At 61.8% G+C, this 21,233-nt stretch carries 20 protein-coding genes; 14 read left to right on the forward strand and 6 right to left on the reverse strand.

Features of this window, described 5'->3' with window-relative positions; translation table 11 throughout:
* The first annotated feature begins 3 nt into the window (after positions 1 to 3).
* Complete coding sequence (locus IB235_RS17870) at positions 4 to 573, forward strand: HupE/UreJ family protein (RefSeq protein WP_192337842.1); 570 nt, start codon at positions 4 to 6, stop codon at positions 571 to 573.
* Positions 574 to 739: 166 nt separating this feature from the next.
* On the opposite strand, the gene IB235_RS17875 is transcribed toward IB235_RS17870, so the two are convergent.
* The gene (locus IB235_RS17875) at positions 740 to 1,381 is read right to left on the reverse strand and encodes a hypothetical protein (RefSeq protein ID WP_192337843.1); all 642 of its coding nucleotides are present in this window, start codon (positions 1,379 to 1,381) and stop codon (positions 740 to 742) included.
* 1 nt (position 1,382) lies between these two features.
* Positions 1,383 to 2,783, reverse strand: coding sequence for a selenium-binding protein SBP56-related protein (locus IB235_RS17880; protein ID WP_192337844.1), 1,401 nt, complete (start codon positions 2,781 to 2,783; stop codon positions 1,383 to 1,385).
* Positions 2,784 to 3,041: 258 nt separating this feature from the next.
* Here IB235_RS17880 and IB235_RS17885 point away from each other — a divergent pair, with 258 nt between their 5' ends.
* Positions 3,042 to 4,289, forward strand: a complete 1,248-nt coding sequence (locus tag IB235_RS17885; protein ID WP_155041247.1) for an MFS transporter — start codon at positions 3,042 to 3,044, stop codon at positions 4,287 to 4,289.
* Positions 4,290 to 4,510: 221 nt separating this feature from the next.
* Here the strand turns inward: IB235_RS17885 and IB235_RS17890 are convergent, their stop codons facing one another.
* Both IB235_RS17890 and IB235_RS17895 read right to left on the reverse strand, forming a co-directional pair.
* Complete coding sequence (locus tag IB235_RS17890; RefSeq protein WP_192337845.1) at positions 4,511 to 6,028, reverse strand: gamma-glutamyltransferase family protein; 1,518 nt, start codon at positions 6,026 to 6,028, stop codon at positions 4,511 to 4,513.
* Complete coding sequence (locus IB235_RS17895) at positions 6,025 to 6,675, reverse strand: TetR/AcrR family transcriptional regulator (protein WP_192337846.1); 651 nt, start codon at positions 6,673 to 6,675, stop codon at positions 6,025 to 6,027. The genes IB235_RS17890 and IB235_RS17895 overlap by 4 nt, the downstream gene beginning before the upstream one ends.
* Positions 6,676 to 6,893: 218 nt before the next feature.
* On the opposite strand from IB235_RS17895, the gene IB235_RS17900 reads away from it, so the two are divergent.
* Genes IB235_RS17900 through IB235_RS17925 form a run of 6 tightly spaced genes read left to right on the forward strand, consistent with a single transcriptional unit; the run spans position 6,894 to position 12,870 of the window.
* Positions 6,894 to 8,399 (forward strand): ABC transporter substrate-binding protein, encoded by a 1,506-nt coding sequence (locus IB235_RS17900; protein WP_192337847.1) that lies wholly within the window; start codon positions 6,894 to 6,896, stop codon positions 8,397 to 8,399.
* 54 nt (positions 8,400 to 8,453) lie between these two features.
* Positions 8,454 to 9,458, forward strand: coding sequence for an ABC transporter permease (locus tag IB235_RS17905; RefSeq protein ID WP_192337848.1), 1,005 nt, complete (start codon positions 8,454 to 8,456; stop codon positions 9,456 to 9,458).
* Position 9,459: 1 nt separating this feature from the next.
* Positions 9,460 to 10,350 (forward strand): ABC transporter permease, encoded by an 891-nt coding sequence (locus IB235_RS17910; protein ID WP_225612451.1) that lies wholly within the window; start codon positions 9,460 to 9,462, stop codon positions 10,348 to 10,350.
* Positions 10,351 to 10,363: 13 nt separating this feature from the next.
* Positions 10,364 to 10,735, forward strand: coding sequence for a RidA family protein (locus IB235_RS17915; RefSeq protein WP_192337849.1), 372 nt, complete (start codon positions 10,364 to 10,366; stop codon positions 10,733 to 10,735).
* Positions 10,732 to 11,097 carry a Rid family hydrolase gene (locus tag IB235_RS17920; RefSeq protein ID WP_192337850.1) on the forward strand — a complete coding sequence of 122 codons (366 nt, stop codon included), beginning with the start codon at positions 10,732 to 10,734 and terminating at the stop codon, positions 11,095 to 11,097. Before IB235_RS17915 ends, IB235_RS17920 begins: the two co-directional genes overlap by 4 nt.
* Positions 11,098 to 11,109: 12 nt before the next feature.
* Complete coding sequence (locus IB235_RS17925; protein ID WP_192337851.1) at positions 11,110 to 12,870, forward strand: ABC transporter ATP-binding protein; 1,761 nt, start codon at positions 11,110 to 11,112, stop codon at positions 12,868 to 12,870.
* 161 nt (positions 12,871 to 13,031) lie between these two features.
* Here the strand turns inward: IB235_RS17925 and IB235_RS17930 are convergent, their stop codons facing one another.
* Positions 13,032 to 13,955 carry a LysR family transcriptional regulator gene (locus IB235_RS17930; protein WP_192337852.1) on the reverse strand — a complete coding sequence of 308 codons (924 nt, stop codon included), beginning with the start codon at positions 13,953 to 13,955 and terminating at the stop codon, positions 13,032 to 13,034.
* Positions 13,956 to 14,165: 210 nt separating this feature from the next.
* Here IB235_RS17930 and IB235_RS17935 point away from each other — a divergent pair, with 210 nt between their 5' ends.
* From IB235_RS17935 to IB235_RS17960, 6 genes are all read left to right on the forward strand, one after another.
* Positions 14,166 to 15,458: an ABC transporter substrate-binding protein gene (locus tag IB235_RS17935; RefSeq protein WP_192337853.1), complete on the forward strand. Its 1,293-nt coding sequence runs from the start codon at positions 14,166 to 14,168 to the stop codon at positions 15,456 to 15,458.
* A gap of 102 nt (positions 15,459 to 15,560) precedes the next feature.
* Positions 15,561 to 16,409: a carbohydrate ABC transporter permease gene (locus tag IB235_RS17940; protein WP_225612452.1), complete on the forward strand. Its 849-nt coding sequence runs from the start codon at positions 15,561 to 15,563 to the stop codon at positions 16,407 to 16,409.
* The gene (locus IB235_RS17945) at positions 16,402 to 17,277 is read left to right on the forward strand and encodes a carbohydrate ABC transporter permease (protein WP_155041232.1); all 876 of its coding nucleotides are present in this window, start codon (positions 16,402 to 16,404) and stop codon (positions 17,275 to 17,277) included. The genes IB235_RS17940 and IB235_RS17945 overlap by 8 nt, the downstream gene beginning before the upstream one ends.
* Positions 17,278 to 17,294: 17 nt before the next feature.
* Positions 17,295 to 18,371, forward strand: a complete 1,077-nt coding sequence (locus IB235_RS17950) for an ABC transporter ATP-binding protein (protein ID WP_192337855.1) — start codon at positions 17,295 to 17,297, stop codon at positions 18,369 to 18,371.
* 103 nt (positions 18,372 to 18,474) lie between these two features.
* The gene (locus IB235_RS17955) at positions 18,475 to 19,755 is read left to right on the forward strand and encodes a Gfo/Idh/MocA family oxidoreductase (RefSeq protein WP_192337856.1); all 1,281 of its coding nucleotides are present in this window, start codon (positions 18,475 to 18,477) and stop codon (positions 19,753 to 19,755) included.
* A gap of 179 nt (positions 19,756 to 19,934) precedes the next feature.
* Entirely contained in the window at positions 19,935 to 20,372 is a 438-nt protein-coding gene (locus tag IB235_RS17960; protein ID WP_192337857.1) for a GNAT family N-acetyltransferase, read from the forward strand.
* Between the two features lie 162 nt (positions 20,373 to 20,534).
* On the opposite strand, the gene IB235_RS17965 is transcribed toward IB235_RS17960, so the two are convergent.
* Entirely contained in the window at positions 20,535 to 21,125 is a 591-nt protein-coding gene (locus IB235_RS17965; protein ID WP_192337858.1) for a TetR/AcrR family transcriptional regulator, read from the reverse strand.
* Positions 21,126 to 21,233 lie beyond the last annotated feature (108 nt).

Below are 21,233 nucleotides of genomic sequence, written 5' to 3' on the forward strand. Positions count from 1 at the left end.
GTTATGCTTCGCGTAATTACCGCCTGCCTGATCCTGTTGCCGGGCGTGGCGCTTGCCCATCCCGGCCATGTCGCGCATGGCGATTTCACGACCGGCTTCCTGCACCCGATGCTTGGGCCCGACCATGTGCTGGCCATGGTCGCGGTCGGGCTTTGGGCCGCCGTCATCGGCGCGCCCGCGACCTGGCTGCTGCCGCTGACCTTTCCGCTTGCCATGCTGGCCGGTGGCGCGCTGGGGGTTTTCGGCGTCGCCTTGCCTGCGGTCGAGGCTGGTATCGCCGCCTCGGCTATCGTGATCGGGGTGGCCGTGATGCTGGCACTGCGTCCGCCTATGTGGCTGGCGACCTTGGCGGTGGCCGTCTTTGCCGTTTTCCACGGGCATGCTCATGGCACCGAAATGCCCGGTGCTGCCGACCCGTTCCGCTATGCGCTTGGTTTCGTTCTGGCGACCGTGCTGCTGCATCTGGTCGGCATCGGACTTGGACGCATGACGCGGTCGGCCGCGCTGACGCTGCCATTGCGCGGTCTGGGCGGTCTGATCGCTGTCGGCGGATTGGGTTTTCTGGTCGGCTGACAGACCTGCCGCCGGGTCTGTCCCGGTAGCAAACAATGACGCCCTTGGCCGCAAGGTCGAGGGCGTCACCATGGTTTCAGGCACCGGCCTGATTTTGAAGGGTCATTTGATCAGGCGGATGATGATGCGTGGCAATCGGATGCGTGCGCAGACGTGGGGCATCCTGTCACGAAACCAACCCCAGAAGGCCGACCGCGATCAGGCTGAGCGCCCAGAATGTCTCGAGATTGAACCAGCTGCGAGAGACGAAGCCCAGTCCCAGCCAGCCATGCACGGCCAGCGCGACCCCGCCCCCCACGGTGACCATCGCCAGCGTATGCAGGACCGCGACCGCGATGGCCGTTCCGATGTTCCCCGAGGCAAGCGTCGATACCCCCGCATGATGCGCCTCGGCACCGCACAGGCCCAGATAGATCGGCAGGATCATCAGCCCCGCCCCGTGGATCAGCGCGATCGCAAAGGACCACAGCACCAGTTGCCCCGGCCTGATCCGCGCAAGTCGCCGGGGGTGGCGGCGTTCGACCAGCCGATAGATGCCGAAAAGGATCACCAGCAGGCTTGCCCCGGTCCGGATCTGGTTCTGATAGGCCACCAGCCAAAGGATCAGCGCGAAAGGCAGCAGCACCAGAAGGATCGAGGCCAGATGCCCGACCGCCAATTGCCCCATGCCCAGCAACAGGTCGCGCCGCCCGCGCCCCATCAAGCCCGCCGAGACCGCCAAGGGCCAGCCCATGCCGGGGCTTGCGCCGTGATAGGCTCCGCTCAGCAGTACCGAGAGCCACAGCCCGGCCTGCGCCCAGCCCTCCACCTCAGACCGAGGGGTAGCAGAAGGACTCGGTCGAACAATCCCCCCCTTCCAGCCGGATCTGATGCGCGCGGTAGCCCTGCGGAAACTCGGGCCAGAACGTGGGATCAAGGGTCAGCCCGCCCTTCGCGCCGACATCGGCCTTGACCATGGCAGAGGGCACGCCGCCGGGATAGAACTGGTCATCCCATGTCGAATACAGCGAGTTCGTCCAGTAGACGCGCTTGCCGTCGCGGCTGATTTCGACCATCTGCGGCCCACCGGTATAAGCCTTGCCGTTCGGATGCGGGGTCTTGCGCGCGATCCCGCCGACATGGACCGAGCCTGCCAGCTTGGGCTGCATCGGGTCGCTGACATCATACTGCCGCATTTCGCCGGTGCCCCAGCACGAGACGTAAAGAAAGCGGTCGTCCAGCGACAGGTCGATATCGGTGATCAGCGGCGGCACGGCACCAAAGCCTTGCAGAAGCGGCGGCAGGTCCGCGGCATCGGCGGGTTCGGGCGGGATGGTCGCGGTCTTGCGGCAATGGAACTGGCCGCCCTCGCGCCACCATGTCCAGATCGAGCCTTCCAGATTGGTCGTGTCCACCACCACGCCGACAAAGCCGTATTCCTTGACCGGATCATGAGCGGGCCGCACCTCGAGCGCCATCTGGTGGTTCTCGCCAAGGTCGATCATTTGCACATGCTTGCGCGCCCGCAGGTCCCAGAAATGCAGCCGGTGACCGTATTTGTTCGACAGCAATTGCTCGGGAACGATGCCGCCTTCGAATTGCGGCGGCAGCGCCCATTCGCTGGACACCATGTAATCGCGCGGCAGGTTCCACCAGAAATCGTAATGCTTGTCCTGCGGGCCGCGGTCGATCTCCCACCTGCCGATGACGTCGAAGGTCTGGCAATCCATGATAAAGATGCCGGGCGGTCCGTCAGTCCCGTCCGGGCCGCCCCCGCCAAGGGTCGAGACATAGATCCCCTCGGGGCCGCAATGGATGGTGTGGGGGCGCGAATAGCCGGTCTTGCGAAACACTTCTTCGGGCTCGATCACCCGGTGGATTGTCGGGTTGCGCGGGTCGGGCTTGGTATCGACGACATAGATGCGCGAGGACCGCAGCCCCGGAATGATGAGATATCGCCGTTCAAGGAAGGCATGACCGGTCAGCGGCGACAGCGAGGACGAACAGGCGTTCCAGCCGAAATGATGGAACTCGTCGCCCTTATGGGGCATCGCGAGCGTGCTGAGAACCTGCCCGAATGTCGCCGATTTCGGGTCAAGATCGACCACCGCCAAAGCATCGGGCTGCAAGAAATCGGGGCTGAGCAGCAGCGTGTAGGCCAGCTTTTCCGGCTCGGCCTCCATCGCCAGCCGGGGTGTCGCGTGGAATGTGGGATCTGGACGGATCGTCATGCACTTCCCCCTTTCATGATGCCGCGTGACGCGGGCAGTGCAGGATCGAAGCAGCGGCGGGCGCATGCGCAATGCGCAGTCCCGCACCAAGGCTGAACCCGCCCCGAAATCCGGGCAATGATTCGTTCACCCGCCTGTCGAACCCTGATCGGAAGCGAAGCGGTCCATCGCTGGTCACACCTGCTGTGATTGCGCATTGAGGTCCTTGACCTCGTTCTACTGCGGGCGCAGAGGCGGGCGACAGTTCAGGATTTCTGCATGACGACTCAGGATCTTTCCGGCACGGCAAATACAGTTTCGCCCTCGGTTCTTCATAATCGCAATTACAGGCATTTCCTCGTATCCCGGACCTGCTCATCCTTGGCGTTCCAGTCGCTGACGGTCGCGATGGGCTGGATGATCTATGAGCTGACAGGCTCGGCTTGGATGCTGGGATGGGTCGGGCTGTGTCAGTTCTTGCCCATGCTGATCCTGACCTTTGTCGTCGGTACCGTCGCTGACCGATATGATCGTCGCCGTATCGGGCTTGCCTGCCAGTGGGTCGAGGCCGCCACGGTCCTGGTTCTGGGCCTGCTCGTCTGGCAGGAGCGTCTGACTCCGACTGGTATCCTGGCGGCTGTCGCGGTTCTGGGGGCGGCGCAGGCCTTTGAGCGCCCGACCATGGCCTCGCTGGTGCCGGGCATCGTCGGGCCTGCCATGCTGCAACGGGCGATCGCCACCTCGACCTCGTTCATGCAGACCGCGCTGATTGTTGGTCCGGCACTTGGCGGGTTGCTTTATGGGCTGGGGCATATTGTGCCCTTCATTGCCTCTGGGTTGCTGTTTCTTGCTGCGGGCTACAGCGTCGGCACGATCCAGGTGCTGCATGCCGCGCCGGCGACGCGTGCCCCGGTCACGCTGCAAACCGTCTTTGCGGGTGTTTCCTTCATCCGGCGGACGCCGGCCGTGCTGGGCATGATCTCATTGGACCTGTTCGCGGTGCTGCTTGGCGGAGCGACGGCGCTTTTGCCAATCTACGCCTCCGACATCCTCGAGGCAGGTCCTTTCGGATTGGGCCTTCTGCGCGCCGCACCCGCCATCGGCGCGCTTGGCATGTCGATCTATCTTGGCCATATGCCGATTGTTTCGGGTGCAGGCCGGAAGATGTTCGCGGCCGTCGCGGTCTTCGGCCTTGCCACGATCTTGTTCGCGCTGTCCAAGGATGTCTGGATATCGATCATTGCGCTGCTGATCGTCGGGGCTTCCGACAATATCAGCGTCGTGGTGCGATCCTCGCTGGTGCAGTTGATGACGCCGGATGAGATGCGAGGGCGGGTCAATGCCGTGAACTCCTTGTTCATCGGCACGTCGAACCAGCTTGGGGAGTTCGAAAGCGGCATGATGGCGGGGCTTGTGGGGCCGGTCGCAGCGGGCGTAATCGGCGGGATTGGAACACTGGCGGTCGTCGCGATCTGGATGAGCGCGTTTCCCGTGTTGCGTCGTATCGAACGGCTTGACGGGGCGTGACCTGCGACCCCATCCGTGCCCCGACAAGCGGAACCTGGCGTATCGTCGCTAAAAAGCTGGTCGTCCTCCACCAATACGGGCGGAGGCGAATAGCCCCTTGCAAGCCGTGCAGCGACGCGCGCCGAGGCGACCATTCATGCTTAGGGGTGGCGTTTGCGTCCGGGCAGGTCAGGGGGGACGACGATGCAATCCATCGAACAAAGATGAGTCGCAGACCTCAACTAGCTCCGCGGATCGGGATATCCATGCCCATTCAAGACTACACCGGCTTGTCCGGCAAGCGGGCTGAGCGCCGGGATCGTCGTCACTTCGTGCCCAAGCATGCGCAATGCTGAAACCGTGTCCGGCCCCATGCTTTCTTCAAGCTTCAGGCTGTCGCGGCTGTCCGAAAACGTGCGACCTAGCAGAAAGCGCGGGGCCGCCAGGGCCTGTGCTGGTGTCTCGGCAAAATCGATCAGGCGCGTAAGCAGCATGGACAGAGTTTGTGGCTGACCATCAGCCCCTTGGGTTCCATAGACGAAGGCAGGACCGCTGTCGCGAAGCGCAATGCCGGGATTGAGCGTGTAGAATGGCAATTTCCCTGGTGCGAAGACGTTGACATGCCTTTGGTCTGTCGAAAAAGCGGCGCCGCGGTTTTGCCAAAGAATGCCGGTATCCCCGGCGACCACGCCGCTTCCCCAGTCAAAATAGGTACTTTGCAACACGCTCGCCGCATTGCCCTGCTCATCCATTGCCCCAAGGAAAACGGTATCTCCGTGCCGCCAGAGATCTGGCCAGACAAGTGCCCGGTCGGTCGAAATGCCAGCCGCTTTCTCATGCAGATATGGAGCGGCAAGCAGTTGCTCTGGCAGGGACGTCATATGCGCAGGATCCGCGATTGCGTCTCGGTCACGAAATGCGCGCTTTACGGCCTCGACACAAAGATGCACGTGCTCGGCGCTGCCGGGGCCTAGGGCGGACAGATCGAAATGGGACAGAATTCCCATGATCTGTAACGTCGTCAGGCCTTGGGTCGGAGGTGGCGGTGCCAGAAGCGTGACATCGCGGTAGCGCAGAGAGATCGGTGCGACCTCGCGCGTTCTGGTACGCCGCAAATCATCCAGTCCGATGATCGCGCCTGCCGCGTTCAGCCCGTCCACGATACGTCGCGCAAGTGATCCGCTATAAAACGCCGATGCGCCATGCTCGGCCAACAGGCTCAGGCTTTCCGCCAGTTCGGGTTGGCGAAGCATCTTACCAGCCGCAAGCGGTCGGCCCGCATCGAGGAAAATCCTGCCAAAATTCGGCCAGCTGGCGGTCTCATCTGCGCGATGACGTGCCCAGAATTCCTGCGAACCGGTCACGGCATAACCATTGCGTGCAAGGTTGATGGCCGGGGATAGAAGATCCTCCCAGCGACAGCGTCCATCAAGGTGGCGTCTTGCGTGGTCAAGCGCGTGGCGCCAGCCATCGACGACGGCGGCGGTCGTCAGGACTGCACCGGGTCCGCGCAGGGGCAGGGGGGCGGACGGCATCGCGCGGTCGATCCCTTGGCCGATGGCAAGGAAGGTCCGGCAAGCGCCGGTGCGGTCTGCAACCAGCCAGACCGCGTCTCCGCCCAGACCACAGAAATGTGGCATGACGACGGTCAGGACCGCGCCCGCAGCGATCAACGCCTCGGGGGCAGTGCCGCCTTGACGTAGCACCGCCAGTCCAGCCTCGGTCGCCAGCGGGTGCGGGGTCGTCACAGCGCCCTTCATTCTGTGGAACTCGTCAGCGAGGCAAGAACCATCCGCACGACTTCTTCGCGCCGGGCGATCAGAAAATCCGGGGCCGAAAGGTCGCGGCCCAGCACCACACCCATCGTGTGCCGGTTGGCGATATGGATTGTCGCCAGTCCAAGGATCGAGAGATAAAGCGAACCTGGATCGGGTCGATGCGCAAAGACCCCTTCGGCGACGCCACGATCCAGCACATTGCTGATCGCATTGAACAGCGTCTCGGCGCGGCTGTTCACCGTGGTCAATTCGCGGACATGCACGCCATCGGTCATGTTTTCGATCCGCATCATGCCCTGAAACTCGGGATGCGTCTCCATATAGTCGAAGGTGAACCGCGTCAGTTCGGCAATCGCCTGCTTGGGTGGCAAGTCCCAAAAGCTGGCCTCGGCCTCGGCGCGGCGAAGCTCCTCATAGACCTGTTCGATGCAAGCGCGATAGAGACCCAGCTTGCTGCCGAAATAGTGGTAGATCATTCGGACATTGCAATCGGCGGTTTCGATGATGCGCGAGACGCTTGCGCCCTGAAAGCCATGACGCTGAAACTCGGTCGTCGCTGCCGCGATCAATCGCTGGGCCACTCCGATTTGTGCAACGCCGGGTGTAGCCGGATCGGTCACCTTTTGCATCCGAACCCCCATCCCATTGCGCAAAAGTTAAGCGGGTTGAACAAATTTCGCGCGTCGCGCGCCGATCTTGGCGTCTGGAAGGGTGCTGTGGTCATGTTTGTGCTTTACGGTGAGTAAGTAAGCGTTCACTTACATAGTTACGCAAGCTGCGGCACAAAGCAAGTTCAAAATGAAATCAAAGACCTGTCTGGCGACACGGCCCATATGAACGGACGATGATGAAAAAAGCGCTTCTTTCTCTTCTCGCGACGGCAGCGATTTCGACCACTGCCTATGATGCCTCCGCCCAAACGCAGACAGACGCACGCGTCGCGGTCGCGATCACCGAGACGATCTCGGGCTACAACCCCTATGCAGATCCAGTCGTGCTGCTGTCGAACGTCTGGTGTCAGGTCTATGGCTGTGTCACGCGCTATGATTTCGACCGCAATGAATTTGTGCCCTACCTGGCCGAGACGGTGCAGTCAGTTGATCCTCTGACCTGGGAGATCCGCCTGCCCGAGGGGGCCAAGCGCCATAATGGCGAACCGGTGCTGGCGCAGGACATCGTTCATTCGATCGACTATCTGGGCAAGAACCCGTCCTCGGGGAAATCCTATCTTGTCGCAGGCTGGAGTAAGGTCGAGGCGATCGACGACCGCACCTTGCGTATCACCACGGCGACCCCCGACGCGACGGTGCCCGACAACCTTGCTGGCGTCGCCGTGACCTCGAAGGCGCTTTACGATCAGATGGGTGATGCGATGTTCAAGGACGCGCCGTTCGGTGCGGGGCCCTATAAGCTTGATGAGGTCAGTATCGGCGAGCATATCGTGATCTCGCGCAATGACGGCCACCCGATGCTGTCGCCCAACAATCCCGCGCAGATCATGTATCGCATCATGCCCGAGCCCGAACAGCGGGTGACCGCGCTTGCCAATGGCGAGGTCCAGATTGCGCAATCCGTGCCGCCCCAGCTGATGGCGCGGGTGGCAGACATGCCCAATGCCCAGATCGCCACGACCAACTCGGTCGAGATGATGTTTCTGGCAATGTCCCCCAAGACCCACCCGTGGGACCGCAAGGAAGCGCGGCAGGCCGTCGCCCATGCGATCAACCGCGAGGCCATCGTTCGCGCGATCCTGCAAGGGCAGGCCGACCTGCTGAACGGTCCTGTCAGTGCTGGCCAGATCGGTCATGATCCCGAATTCACCGGCGCCTATGACTACAATCCCGAAAAGGCCCGCGCGCTGTTGCAATCGGCCGGGCTGGAAGGGGTCGAGGTGACGCTTTCGACCCCGGTCGGCCGCTACACCGCCGACCGGCAGATCACCGAGGCGATGGTCCCGATGCTTGAGGCCGCAGGGTTCAAGGTGACGCTCGACACGCCGGAATGGGCAACGCTCTGGGCCAATGTCCAGCAGGGCAAGGTTCCCTTCTACTACATGGGCCGTGGTTCAATGATCGATCCTTCGCGGGCCTTGCACCAGTATTTCGCGACCGGAGGCTCGCCTCGGATCGGTTTCTCGGACCCCGAGCTGGACACATTGCTGGCAGCCGAGCGCGCCGAGTTCGATCCGGCGGCGCGTGACGAAAAGATGCAGGCGGCAGTGCGCTACCTGGTCGATGCGGCCCCGGCCGCCTTCATGTGGCAGCACAAGATGGCCTGGGGTGTTTCCAAGGAAATCAGCTTCCAGCCGCGCCCGGCCGATCAGGTCAATGGCTGGGAAGTCTTCGTCAACTGATCGCGGCATCCGGGTCGCCGCCAGGCGGCCCGTCCCAGAACCAAAGGACAGCCGATGCTGCTTTACGCCACGCGCCGCCTTGCCGGTGCCATTCCCGTGCTGATCGTGGTCGCGGCCGTGGTCTTTACGCTGATGCAGTTCGCGCCCGGAGACGCGGTCAGCATGCTGATCTCGGACGAGGCATCCGACGCGGACAAGGCGCGAATTCGCGAGGCATGGGGCCTCGACGATCCGCCGCTGATGCAGTTCCTGAATTTCCTTGGGAATGCGGTCACGGGCGATTTCGGAACCTCGTTCAAATACAAGATGCCGGTGATGGAACTGGTGCTTGAGCGCCTGCCGGCGACGATCGAGCTGGCCCTTGCAGCCACGCTGGTCGCGGTCGCGATCGGCATTCCGTTGGGGGTGCTGGCGGCGGCGCGGCCGGGTTCGCTCTGGGACAGCCTTGCATCGACGTTCAGCTTTGCCGGGATTTCTATGCCGAATTTCTGGATCGGCATCCTGCTGATCCTGCTTTTCGCCGGGCATTGGCATCTGCTGCCATCCGGCGGGCGCGCGCCCTGGGGAATGGGGGTTGAGCCGATCACCGGCTTCCTGTTGCTGGACACGCTGATCCAAGGGCGTTTGGACGCCTTCTGGGGCGCGTTGAAGCACCTGGCGCTGCCCGCGCTGGTTCTGGGCACGAACATGACCGGGATCATCACGCAACTGACCCGCGCCTCGGTGCAGGAAGCGCTGCACGAGGATTATGTGATGACCGCACGGGCCAAGGGGCTTGGCGGAATGCGCATCCTGTGGCGGCACGCCTTTCGCAACGCATTGGTCGGGGTGGTCACAATCATCGGACTGGAGTTCGGGGCGTTGCTGTCGGGGGCGATGATCGTCGAGACGGTATTCGCCTGGCCGGGGATCGGCAGCCTGCTGATCCAGGGGATCTCGTCGCGCGATTATCCGCTGATCATCGGATTGGTGCTGATCTACACCGCGATCTTCATCCTCGTGAACCTGCTGATCGACCTGCTCTACACCCTTATCGACCCCCGCATTCGGATCAACTGAGATGACGATGACAGCAGGCAATTCCATTCCCGCAGGGCAAGGCAGGTGGCAGCGCTTTCGCCGCAGCCATCGTCATCTGTCGGGCTTCAAGGCGGGCTTCGGCCTTGCCACCGTTGCGGCGCTGGTGATCATGGGACTGTTCAGCCCATGGCTTGCCCCGCATCCGCCCAACCAGCAGGATCTGATGGTCGCGATGATGCCGCCGGACTGGACCGGCCCGTATGTTCTGGGGACCGATCACGTCGGCCGCGATATTCTCAGCCGTATCATCTACGGCTCGCGCGTGTCGTTGATCATCGCGCTTTCGGTCGCGCTTTTCGCCAGCGTGACCGGGGTCGCGCTTGGTGTGACCGCGGGCTATTTCGGTGGCCGCATCGACGGGGCAATTCAGAAGGTCGTCGAGATCTTCTGGTCCTTTCCACCCCTGATGCTGGCTATCGCTATCGTGGCCTTTGTCGGTCAGGGCCTTGCGATTGTCATCATCGCCCTGACCGCGCAGCGCTGGATCCCTTATTGCCGCGTCACCCGGGCCGAGGCGATGGCCCTGCGCGAACGCGAATTCATCATGGCTGCGCGCACCCTTGGTGCCTCGGACGGGTTCATCATCCGACACCACATCCTGCCCAACGTAATGTTGTCGATCATCGTGATGACCAGCTTTGCCATGGCCAATGCGATCATCGCGGAATCTTCGCTCAGCTTCCTGGGGCTGGGCGTGCCGCCTGCGATCCCGACCTGGGGCGGCATGCTGTCCGACTCGCGCGCCTATATCTCCAGCGCGTGGTGGATGGCGCTGTTTCCCGGCCTCGCCATTTTTCTGACCGTGCTGGGCCTGAACCTGCTGGGCGACGCGCTGCGCAACCAGTTCGACCCCAAGCTAAAATCTCACTGACAAGGAACAAGACATGATCACTCGCAGCCATACCGAAACCATGGACGGGGCACGCCGTTCGCTGGTCTGCAAGACCGGGAACTGGACCCATTTCGTCGGGCTTCAGCCCCGCAATCTGGACGGCGACATCAAGGAACAGGCACGCGATGTGATCGCCCGTCTGGACGAACTGATGCGTGAGAACGGGATTGGGCAGTCCGACCTGTTCACCGTCACTATCTGGCTCAAGGACATGCGCTATTTTGCGGCGCTGAACTCGGTCTGGAACGGCTGGGTCGATGCCTCGAACCCGCCCGCCCGCACCTGTGTCTCGGGCGAGCTGTACCGCCCTGACCTTTTGCTGGAACTCGTCGCGGTTGCCTATCGCGAGGAAGCCGCAGCATGACGATCCAGAAAACCGGACGCATCGACAGCTGGGGCCCCAAGATTTTTCTGGGCTCGGCTGCAGGCGACATCGCCTCGGCCTGCCTGACCGCTCCCGACAAATCGCTGCCTTTTCCGGGTCAGACCCGCGCCATTCTTGGCGTGATCGATGATCTTCTGTCGCAAATGGGCAGCGGAAGTGAGGGCCTGATCCACGCCCAACTCTGGCTTGCCGACATGGCGCAATGGCCGGAATTCGTCCCGATCTGGAACGAATGGGTGGGCGAGGGGACGCCGCCCGGCCTGTCGGTCGTCCAGATGGCGGCCTCGCGGCGGGATTCGCTTCTGGAAATCCGGGTCTGGGCCGCCCGGCCGCACGTCTGAAAGAGAGGCGCCATGACCACGCATGAACCCCTGCTGTCGATCCAGAACCTCGACATCGCCTTTGGGGCCGACCGGGCAGGGGTCGTTCATGACCTCTCGCTGCGGCTTGATCGGGGTGAAATCCTCGCCCTTGTCGGGGAATCCGGCTCGGGCAAATCGGTGACGGTGAAGTCCGTGATGCGGCTGATCGACCAGCAGGGGGGGCATATCACCGGCGGGCGCATCCTTCTGGACACAGCCCGGCAAGAGCCACTTGATCTGGCCCTGATGAACGAACGTCAGATGCGCCAGATCAGGGGTGCAAGGATCGCGATGATCTTTCAGGACCCGATGACATCGCTGAACCCGGTGCTGACCGTTGGCGCGCAACTGGTCGAGGCGGTCCGCCAGCACCAGCCCTTTGACGATGGCTCGGCCAAGGCGCGGGCCATCGCGATGCTGGAAAAGGTGCGGATGACCGATCCGTTGCGCCGCTTTGACCAGTATCCGCATGAACTTTCGGGCGGCATGCGTCAGCGCGTCATGATCGCCATGGCGCTGATCTGCGAGCCCGATATCCTGATCGCGGACGAGCCGACCACCGCCCTTGACGTGACGGTGCAGGCCGAGATTCTTTGGCTGATCCGCAGCTTGCAGCGGCAGACCGGCATGGGGGTGCTGTTCATCACCCATGACATGGGCGTGGTGGCTGAAATCGCTGATCGCGTTGCCGTCATGCTACATGGGCGTATCGTCGAGGAAGGGCCGGTGCGGCGGGTCTTTGACGCCCCCGCGCATGACTATACCCGCAAGTTGCTGGACGCGGCACCCAAGTTCCGCCAGGCAGCGATCTCAGCCACGCAGGCCGGGCCATGCACGGCGCCCCCAGTGCTGTCGGTCAGCCATCTCAGCACGCGCTTCCCCGTCCGCTCGCGCATCCTGCGCCGCCATGTCGCGAACCTTCATGCCGTCGAGGATGTAAGCTTCGACCTGCACCCGCGCGAGACCGTGGCGATCATCGGCGAAAGCGGTTGTGGCAAGTCCTCGCTGGCAAAGTCGCTTTTGCGGCTGATCCCGACGCATGAGGGGCGGGCGCTGTTGGCCGGTCGCGATCTGCTGACCCTTGGCGGGCAGGCGCTACGGGTGGCGCGCGACGACATCCAGATGATCTTTCAGGACCCTTATGCCGCGGTTGATCCGCGCATGTCGGTTCGCCAGATCCTGTCCGAGCCGCTGCGCATCCGCGGCGTCGCGGCTGACGAGGATCACCTCCGCGCTTTGGTCGCACGCGTTGGGTTGCCCGAAGACAGCCTTGGTCGCTATCCGCACCAGTTTTCGGGTGGGCAACGCCAACGCATCTGCATCGCGCGGGCCTTGATCCTGCGGCCCAAGGTGTTGATCGCGGATGAGCCGGTCTCGGCGCTGGATGTCGCGATTCAGGCGCAAATTCTGAGCCTGCTCGACGAACTCAAGCGCGATGAGGATCTGGCGTTGTTGTTCATTTCGCACGACATGGCCGTCGTAGAACGCGTGGCGGACCGCATTCTGGTCATGCATCGCGGCATGATCGTCGAGCAGGGCCCGGCAGAGGCGGTGCTGTCGCGTCCAGCGCATCCATACACGCGGCGCTTGCTGGAGGCAGTCCCCGTTTCCCATCCCGCCGCGCGGTTTGAGCGCCTGTCACATCCGCCCGCTGCGACCGCGCCGATCTATCCTCTGGGCACCGACATTGAACCGGCTCTCTGGCGGACAGTCGGTCAGGATCATAAGCTACGCGAGGGGGAATATCGCTAGATCAACGCGGCAGCTTACGCGCGGCGATTTGCTGCAGATATTGAGTGGATGCGAGGAATCTGGACAGTTTACGACTGGAGTTCTTCGTGCCGATCTCTTGGTCGGAGAAAACGCGGGACGGCAGGCGGTCCAGGCTTGCGGGTCGGATCGGCGCAAGATGTTTAACCGTCATAAAGCGGGAACAGCTTCAACCGCTCGGCGCGTTCAAGGATGGCGCGAATGCAAGCCTGCACCTTGGGATGCGAGCGTCGCTCAGGCAGGACATGAATGCCCATCACCGCTTTCTTTGTGTCCTCGCCGACGCGGATCTCGATCTGCTCCAACCCTTGTTCGGCGAAATATCCTGCCAGGACCGTGCTGTGGATCAGCACCGCATCGGTCGCGTGAACGAATTCAAGACAGGCCTCGAGTGAGTTCGAGGTGAAGGCATGCCCAAGGCGGTTTGCGTCATATAGCTCACCGGCTGACACCAACCGCTTCTGGCTGGCATCGACAGGATAGGCCATGGTTGTGGGGTATGTGCGCACTTCATCCAGACCGCGCGCCGTACCTAGGAGCGGGTGGCCCCGGCGGACGAAATAGCCGTCTGTCGCATAGCCTATCGGGATGAAATCGACCGCGATTCCTTCCTTCAGCTGATCGATCCGATGTCCGATGAACAGGGAAATATCGCCCGCCAGCAGCTGGTCCATGCAGCGCATCATATTGCCGATGCTCAGGTTGATCGGCGCGTTCGGATGGGCCTTGAAATGCTCGATGACGTAGTCGCGAAGGATCAGAATCCAGGTCGAATAGCCGGTGCCGATGCTGATCCCCTCCTCCAGCTCGGCCTTTTGCCGCGCGATGGTCATCAGGGCGTTCGAGTGCAGCCGCCCGATCACCACTGCGCTGTTATAGAGCGTCTCGCCATAGTTCGTCAGTTGCACGCCGCGCGATGAGCGGTGAAACAGTTCGACCCCCAGCGATTGTTCAAGCCGCTTCAGATTGTAGCTGAGCGCGGGCTGCGACAGACGCAGCTTTTCAGCCGCCGCCATCAACGAGCCAGCCTCAGCGACTGCCACAAATTGCTCAAGAGCCCGGTCCATCCTCACCCCCCTTTTGAATGATCTTGGTATAAATAAATTCGATAGAACGTCCAATATTTTGTAGTTGTTCGTATGCCTCTCAATCCGTAACCTGATTTCACTATGATGCCGGAAAGCGCGTCATAGCCTGGTGGGGGGACACCGGCAGACGGGAGACAGGGATCGGCAACCGCATATGTCGGTGGTGCCATCCAGTTTGGGAGGATACACATGAACTCGACCAATATCGGTCGGCGCCGGCTTCTCGGCGCCGGGTTGGCCATGGCCAGCCTGCCATTTCTGGGGTTGGCCCCCGCGCTTGCGCAGCAGGCGGGAAATATCCGCATGATCTGGTGGGGCGGAGACGAGCGCGCCCGCCGGACCAATGCCGCGATCGACCTGTTCAAGCAGGCCAATCCCGGCGTGACCGTCGAATCCGAATTCATGGGCTGGGATGATTATTGGGCACGTCTGGCGACGCAGGTCGCCGGTGGCAATGCGCCAGATTTCATCCAGATGGATTACCGCTACATGTTCGAATATGCCCGGCGCGGCGCGATCCGCCCGCTGGACGAATTCCTTGGCAAGGAACTGGCCATTGCCGATTTCGGACAGGTCAATCTGGACAGTTGCTCGGTTGACGGCAAGCTTTACGGCGGCAATGTCGGCGTCAATGCCTTCTCGGTCGTGTTTGACGGCAAGGCTTGGGACGAGGCCGGGGTCAAGGCCCCGACCCTTGGGCTGAGCTGGGATGGCTTTGCCGAGCAATGCGCGGCCTTCACATCTGCCAACAAGCGCAGCCGCGTCTATGCGACCGCCGATGGCAGCTGTCAGGAGGGACTGTTCGAAGTCTGGCTGCGCACTCAGGGCAAGGCGCTTTATAACCCGGACGGGACGCTGGGCTATGACGCCGCCGATGCCGGGCGCTGGTTCGCTTACTGGACCGAGATGCGCAAAGCCAAAAGCTGTGTACCCGCAGATACGCAGGCCCTCTACAAGAACTCGCCCGAAACCTCGCCGATCGTCACCGGAAGCGCGGTCACCGATTTCGCGCATTCCAACCAATTCGAATCCTTCCAGAAACTGGTGCAGGCCGAGTTGTCGGTTGTGGGCGCGCCCGTGCAGGAGGGTGGCAAGCCCGGACAGTATCTGAAGCCCTCGCAGATGTTCTCGGTCTCGTCCACGTCCAAGGACCCTGCGCTGGCCGCGCGGATGATCAACTTCCTGGTCCGCGCACCCGAAGGTGCCAGGCTTCTGGGTCTGGATCGCGGTGTACCTGCCTCGCCCGAAATCCGCGAGACGATCATGCCCGATCTGAGCGAAACCAGCCGCAAGGTCGTGGAACTGATTTCCAGCCTGACGCCGCATATCGGGGCACTGCCGCCTTCGCCGCCGAAGGGCGCGGGTGAGATCAACGCCGTCCAGATCCGCATCAGCCAAGAAGTCGGATTCGAGGCCGTTTCGCCGGAGCAGGGCGGCGCCAGCCTTGTCGATGAGGCCGCAGCAATCCTGAAGCGGGCCTGAGGCATGGCGGCCTGCGACGCAATCAACGACAGCGAGACCAAGAAAGGTCCAGTTCCGGAAGGGTGGCTCAAACGGGCCATCCAACGGAATGGCGCGGGATACATGTTCCTTGCGCCATGGGTGATCGGCTTTTTCTGCCTGACACTGGGTCCGGCGCTGATCTCGCTTTACCTCTCGTTCACCAATTTCGACCTGCTGACCGCGCCTGAATTCGTCGGGGCTCAGAACTATGTCCGCATGGCCACGGCTGACCCCAAGTTCACCGCCGCGATCAAGGTGACGCTGCTCTATGTCGCGCTGTCGGTCCCGCTGAAGCTTGCCTTCGCCCTTGCGATCGCAATGGTTCTGAACCGGGGGATGCGCGGTTTGCCGGTCTATCGGGCGATCTTTTACCTGCCGTCGCTGCTGGGCACCTCAGTCGCCATCGCGGTCCTGTGGCGGCAGCTTTTTGCCTCGGATGGGTTGGTCAACTCCATGCTGGCGATGGTCGGGATCGAGGGGCCAAGCTGGATCTCGAACCCGAACTATTCGCTTTACACGCTGGTCGTGCTGTCGGTCTGGCAGTTCGGCTCACCGATGATCATCTTCCTTGCCGGGCTGCGTCAGATACCGACGGACATGTATGAGGCCGCAAGCCTCGACGGGGCCTCGCCAACGCGGCAATTCCTGCGGATCACCCTGCCTCTGCTGTCGCCGGTCATCTTCTTCAACTTCGTGATCCAGACCATCGAGGCCTTCAAGGCCTTCACTCCGGCCTTCGTCATCTCTGGCGGGTCGGGCGGGCCGATCAACTCGACGCTGTTCTACACGCTTTACCTGTATCAAGAGGCGTTCAGCTACTTCCGCATGGGCTATGCCTCGGCGCTGGCCTGGGTGCTGGTGATCATCATCGCGATCTTTACCGCGTTTTCATTCCTGACCACGAAATACTGGGTGCATTACGATGACTGATGCGGTCCATGACATGCCGGGCCGCGCATCGGCCCATCCCCGTCTGAACAGCGTCCTGCGCCACACGCTGCTGATCGCGGTCTGCTTCGTGATGATCTATCCGATCCTGTGGATGTTGTCGGGCTCGCTGCGCCCGGCTGCAGAGCTGTTCGGGGGCGAGGCGGGCCTGATCCCGTCGCAGGTGACGTTGCAAGCCTATCGGGATGGCTGGTTCGGGCTTCAGGTCAATTTCGGGCGTTTTTTCGTCAACTCGCTGATCATCGCGGTGCTGGCGACGGTGGGCAATGTTCTGGCTGCGTCGCTGGTCGCCTATGCCTTTGCCCGGTTGCAATTCGCCGGCCGGAAGCTGTGGTTCGCGCTGATGCTGGGCACGATGATGCTGCCCTATCACGTCACGCTGATCCCGCAATATGTGCTGTTCCGCGAGCTGGGCTGGGTGAACACTTGGTGGCCCCTGATCCTGCCCAAATATTTTGCGGTCGATGCCTTCTTCATCTTCCTGATGGTGCAGTTCTTTCGCGGCATTCCCCGCGAACTGGACGAAGCCGCCCGCATGGACGGATGCAGCCCGTGGCGGATCTATCGCAAGATCATCCTGCCCCTGTCGCTGCCGGTCCTGGCCACCGCCGCCATCTTTTCCTTCATCTGGACATGGGAGGATTTCTTTGGCCCCCTGATCTATATCAGCGAGATGGGCAACTATACCGTCCAGCTTGGCCTGCGGTCCTTCATCGACTCAAGCGGCACCTCCAGCTGGAACGAGCTGTTTGCGATGTCGATCCTGTCGCTTGTCCCGATCTTCCTGATCTTCCTCTTTTTCCAGCGGCTGCTCATCGAGGGCATCGCCACCACCGGCATGAAACGCTGAGATAACCGGAAACACGCATGGCAACCACAATCCAACTGAACAAGGTCGAAAAGCGATACGGCGCACATGACGTGATCCGTGGCATCGACCTCAAGATCGAGCCGGGGGCATTCACCGTCTTTGTGGGTCCCTCGGGCTGCGGCAAGTCCACCCTGCTGCGGATGATCGCGGGACTTGAAACGATCACGGACGGCGATCTGATGATCGACGGGGCACGGATGAACGATGTCGCCGCCGCCAAGCGTGGCATTGCGATGGTGTTCCAGTCCTATGCGCTGTACCCGCATATGAGCGTCTACAAGAACCTCGCCTTTGGACTTGAGACGGCGGGCTACAAGCGACCCGAGATCGACCGCCGCGTGCGGGACGCGGCCTCGACTTTGCAGATCACCGACTATCTGCACCGCAAGCCCAAGGCACTGTCTGGCGGCCAGCGCCAGCGCGTCGCCATCGGACGTTCGATTGTGCGCGACCCCAAGATCTTTCTTTTCGACGAGCCGCTCTCGAACCTTGATGCCGAGCTGCGCGTGCAGATGCGCGTCGAGATCACCAAGCTGCACGAGCGGCTTGGCAATACGATGATCTATGTCACCCATGATCAGGTCGAGGCGATGACCATGGCCGATCAGATCGTCGTCTTGCGCGGCGGTCAGGTGATGCAGGCGGGCTCTCCGCTGAAACTGTATAATGAACCGGAGAACCAGTTCGTCGCGGGCTTCATCGGTTCGCCCAAGATGAACTTCGTGCCGGTCAGCGTGGCCGATGCGACGGGGTTCAATCTTGATGGCCAGCGGATTGAGGCTGGGCGCTCCCTGCATTCGGCCGCGGGCGCGGCCCTGACCCTCGGCATCCGGCCCGAACATATCGTTGTCGGCGATGGCGAGGGCCAATCCCTTGGCGATGCACAGGTGGAGCTGGTCGAACATCTGGGCGGCAGCACCGTCCTGCATGTCCGCCCACGCTTTGGCGCCGAACCTCTGACCGTCGTCCTTCCGGGACAGCAGCCCTGTCGCAACGGCGACCGTGTGTCGCTGCGGATCGATCCCGCGCGGTGCCACTTCTTTACCCCCGAAGGCCGCGCGATCCGCGGCTGAAGCAGTTCCGAAATTCCAGCCAATACCCGAACGCCCACAGGCTTCGGACAGATCAACTTATCCCGTTGCAATCACCACGGGCAGACGACAGCAGGAGAATGAGATGCGCAAGAAATACGCGCTTGTCGGTACCGGTTCCCGTTCGCGGATGTTTTACGAAGCCATTGCCAAGGACTACCGCGACAATGCCGAACTGGTCGCGCTTTGCGACACCAACCAGACCCGGATGGATTACACCAACAGTGTCCTGCAGGATGAGTTCGGCCTGAACCCGCTGCCAGCCTACAAGGCCGAAGATTTCCACCAGATGCTGGACGAAACCGGTGCCGAGGTCGTCATCGTCACCTCGATCGACCGGACGCACCACATCTACATCATTGCCGCGCTGGAAGCCGGGCGCGACGTGATCACCGAAAAGCCGATGACGACCGATGCCAGCAAGTGCCAGCAGATCGTCGATGCGGTGAAGCGCACCGGACGCTCGGTCCGGGTCACGTTCAACTACCGCTACGCGCCCCATAACTCGGCGGTGCGCGAACTGATTTCATCCGGCGCCATCGGCGAAGTCTTCTCGGTCCATTTCGAATGGCTGCTGGATACCAAGCACGGCGCCGATTACTTCCGCCGCTGGCATCGCGACAAGCGCAATAGCGGCGGGCTGATGGTCCATAAATCGACCCATCATTTCGACCTGGTGAACTTCTGGCTGGAAAGTCAGCCCGAAACCGTCTTCGGCATGGGTGACCTGCGTTTCTATGGCCGCGCCAATGCCGAGGAGCGGGGGCATTTCACCCCCTATACCCGCACCACGGGGATTGAGGCCGCCAAGGACGATCCTTTCGCCATCGACCTGACAGCCAGCCCGGTGCAAAAGGCGCTCTACTGGGACGCCGAGCATGAGGACGGCTATCAGCGCGACCAGAATGTGTTCGGGGACGGCATCAGTATCGAAGACACGATGCAGGTCATGGTGCGCTACAAGAACCGCTCGGTCCTGACCTACTCGCTGAATGCCTATGCCCCGTGGGAGGGGTTCAATGTCAGCTTCAACGGTTCGGGCGGTCGGATCGAGCTGATGGTGCGCGAGACCTCATACATCAACGGAGGCGGCGCAAAAGAACAGGAAGGCGCGGCCGAGGGCATCCAGCTTTACCATTTCCCGCTGCACGGAACGCCTCGGGTCGTCCCCGTCGTCATGGCTGAGGGCGGGCATGGCGGCGGTGACAACCGCATGCTGGCCGATATTTTCGGCCAGTCGAATTCGGGCGGGGCCTATGCGGCGGGCTATCGTGACGGTGCGATGTCGATCCTGACCGGGATAGCCGCGAACCGCTCGTTTCAAACCGGACGGCCTGTCGAGGTCGGCCAGTTGATCAATCTGTAGCATCCCGATCCGTGGAAGCGCCCCGATTTAACGGGCGCTTCTTCACTTTCAGGGATTGTTTGGTCAAGATCTCCTCACCTTCGGGCACCTCAGTTTGAGAGGCCATTTTTCGTCCAAGCTCGTCATCTGTAACGGCTTTGAGGCCCGTTGAAGTCGCTCACTACCTTTCAGAGGGCACGATGCGCATAGAGATCAGACCAGCCGAAACCCGTGATATCGGGGAAATTTTCCATGTTCGGACTTCGGTAACCGAGAACGTGTTGTCGCACGCCGAACTGGCCAAGATGGGCATAACAGCGGCGTCCATTGCTGCGATGATCGAAAGCGACAAGTGTGCATGGGTCGCTGCCGATGGCGATAATATCGTTGGTTTTTCGATGATCGATGCGGACGAAGGCTCTCTGTTCGCCGCTTTTGTGCTGCCCTCCCATGAGGGAATGGGTGTGGGGCGACGGCTGGTCGAGGCGGCGGAAGCTCAACTTTTCTCTCACCATGCGGTAGCCTGGCTTGAAACGGGTGAAGCGACGCGTGCCGCCGGTTTTTACCGCCATCTCGGGTGGGGGAACGCGCAGGAGGTTGGTGACGGAGACATTCGCCTGGAGAAGCGGCGACCCTGATTGGCGGTTTTGCCCCGCCATCGCACCAAGTTTATCGTCGCGCTGTGCCTGACCGGCGACTTAGGGCCGATCTGTCTAAGGCTCGTGAGAGGGGCGGGCTGCCGTATGTCATTGATTGCGGCAAATGTGATCGTCTCAAGATCAAACCGCCTGCCGCAATACTTACTCCTTGGACCAGATTTTCATCGCCATATCAACGACCTCGATCAGTTCCTGCCGAGACGCGCCGCTTTTGGCCTGGACGGCCATTCCGGTCGCCACGGTCATCACATAGGCTGCCAGCGCCGGCGCTTTCCAGCCTAGCGGCAACTGACCGGCTTTCTGGAACTCTTCGAAGCGCGCGGCGACATCGACCTCGGCCTGACGCCTTTGCTTCGCCATTTCCTGCCGCACCAGCTCTGAATCCGGTCCGGTGGCAAGCGCGCCCTGTACCATAAGGCAGCCTTCCGGCGTCTCAGCGCCCGAAACGAGATCGACCTCGCCCATCAGGATGGCAAGCGCCACCTCGCAGGCAGATGTCTTTGCGAATGCCTCGCCATAGAGTTTATCGCCGTAGAGATCGTAAAGATCGACGGCCTTCATGAACAAGCTCTCCTTGTTTCCGAAGGCGTTGTAGAGGCTGGGCATGGTCATCCCCATCGCCTTGGCGAGCGTGGAAATCGATGTCCCCTCATAGCCATGACGCCAAAAAAGGCGCAGTGCGGTGTTCAGCGCCTCCTCCTCGTCGAACTGTCTCGGACGTCCTCGCGACAATTATATAGCCCTCGCTAGAAAATTGTTGACCCATCGGCCCACCGGATTATTATAGTGATCGATCTAATTATCAAGCGGTCGCGCTGGGGCGCGGATACCGCCATTGAG

Source organism: Paracoccus sp. PAR01, assembly GCF_014851995.1.
Lineage (GTDB): Bacteria > Pseudomonadota > Alphaproteobacteria > Rhodobacterales > Rhodobacteraceae > Paracoccus > Paracoccus litorisediminis.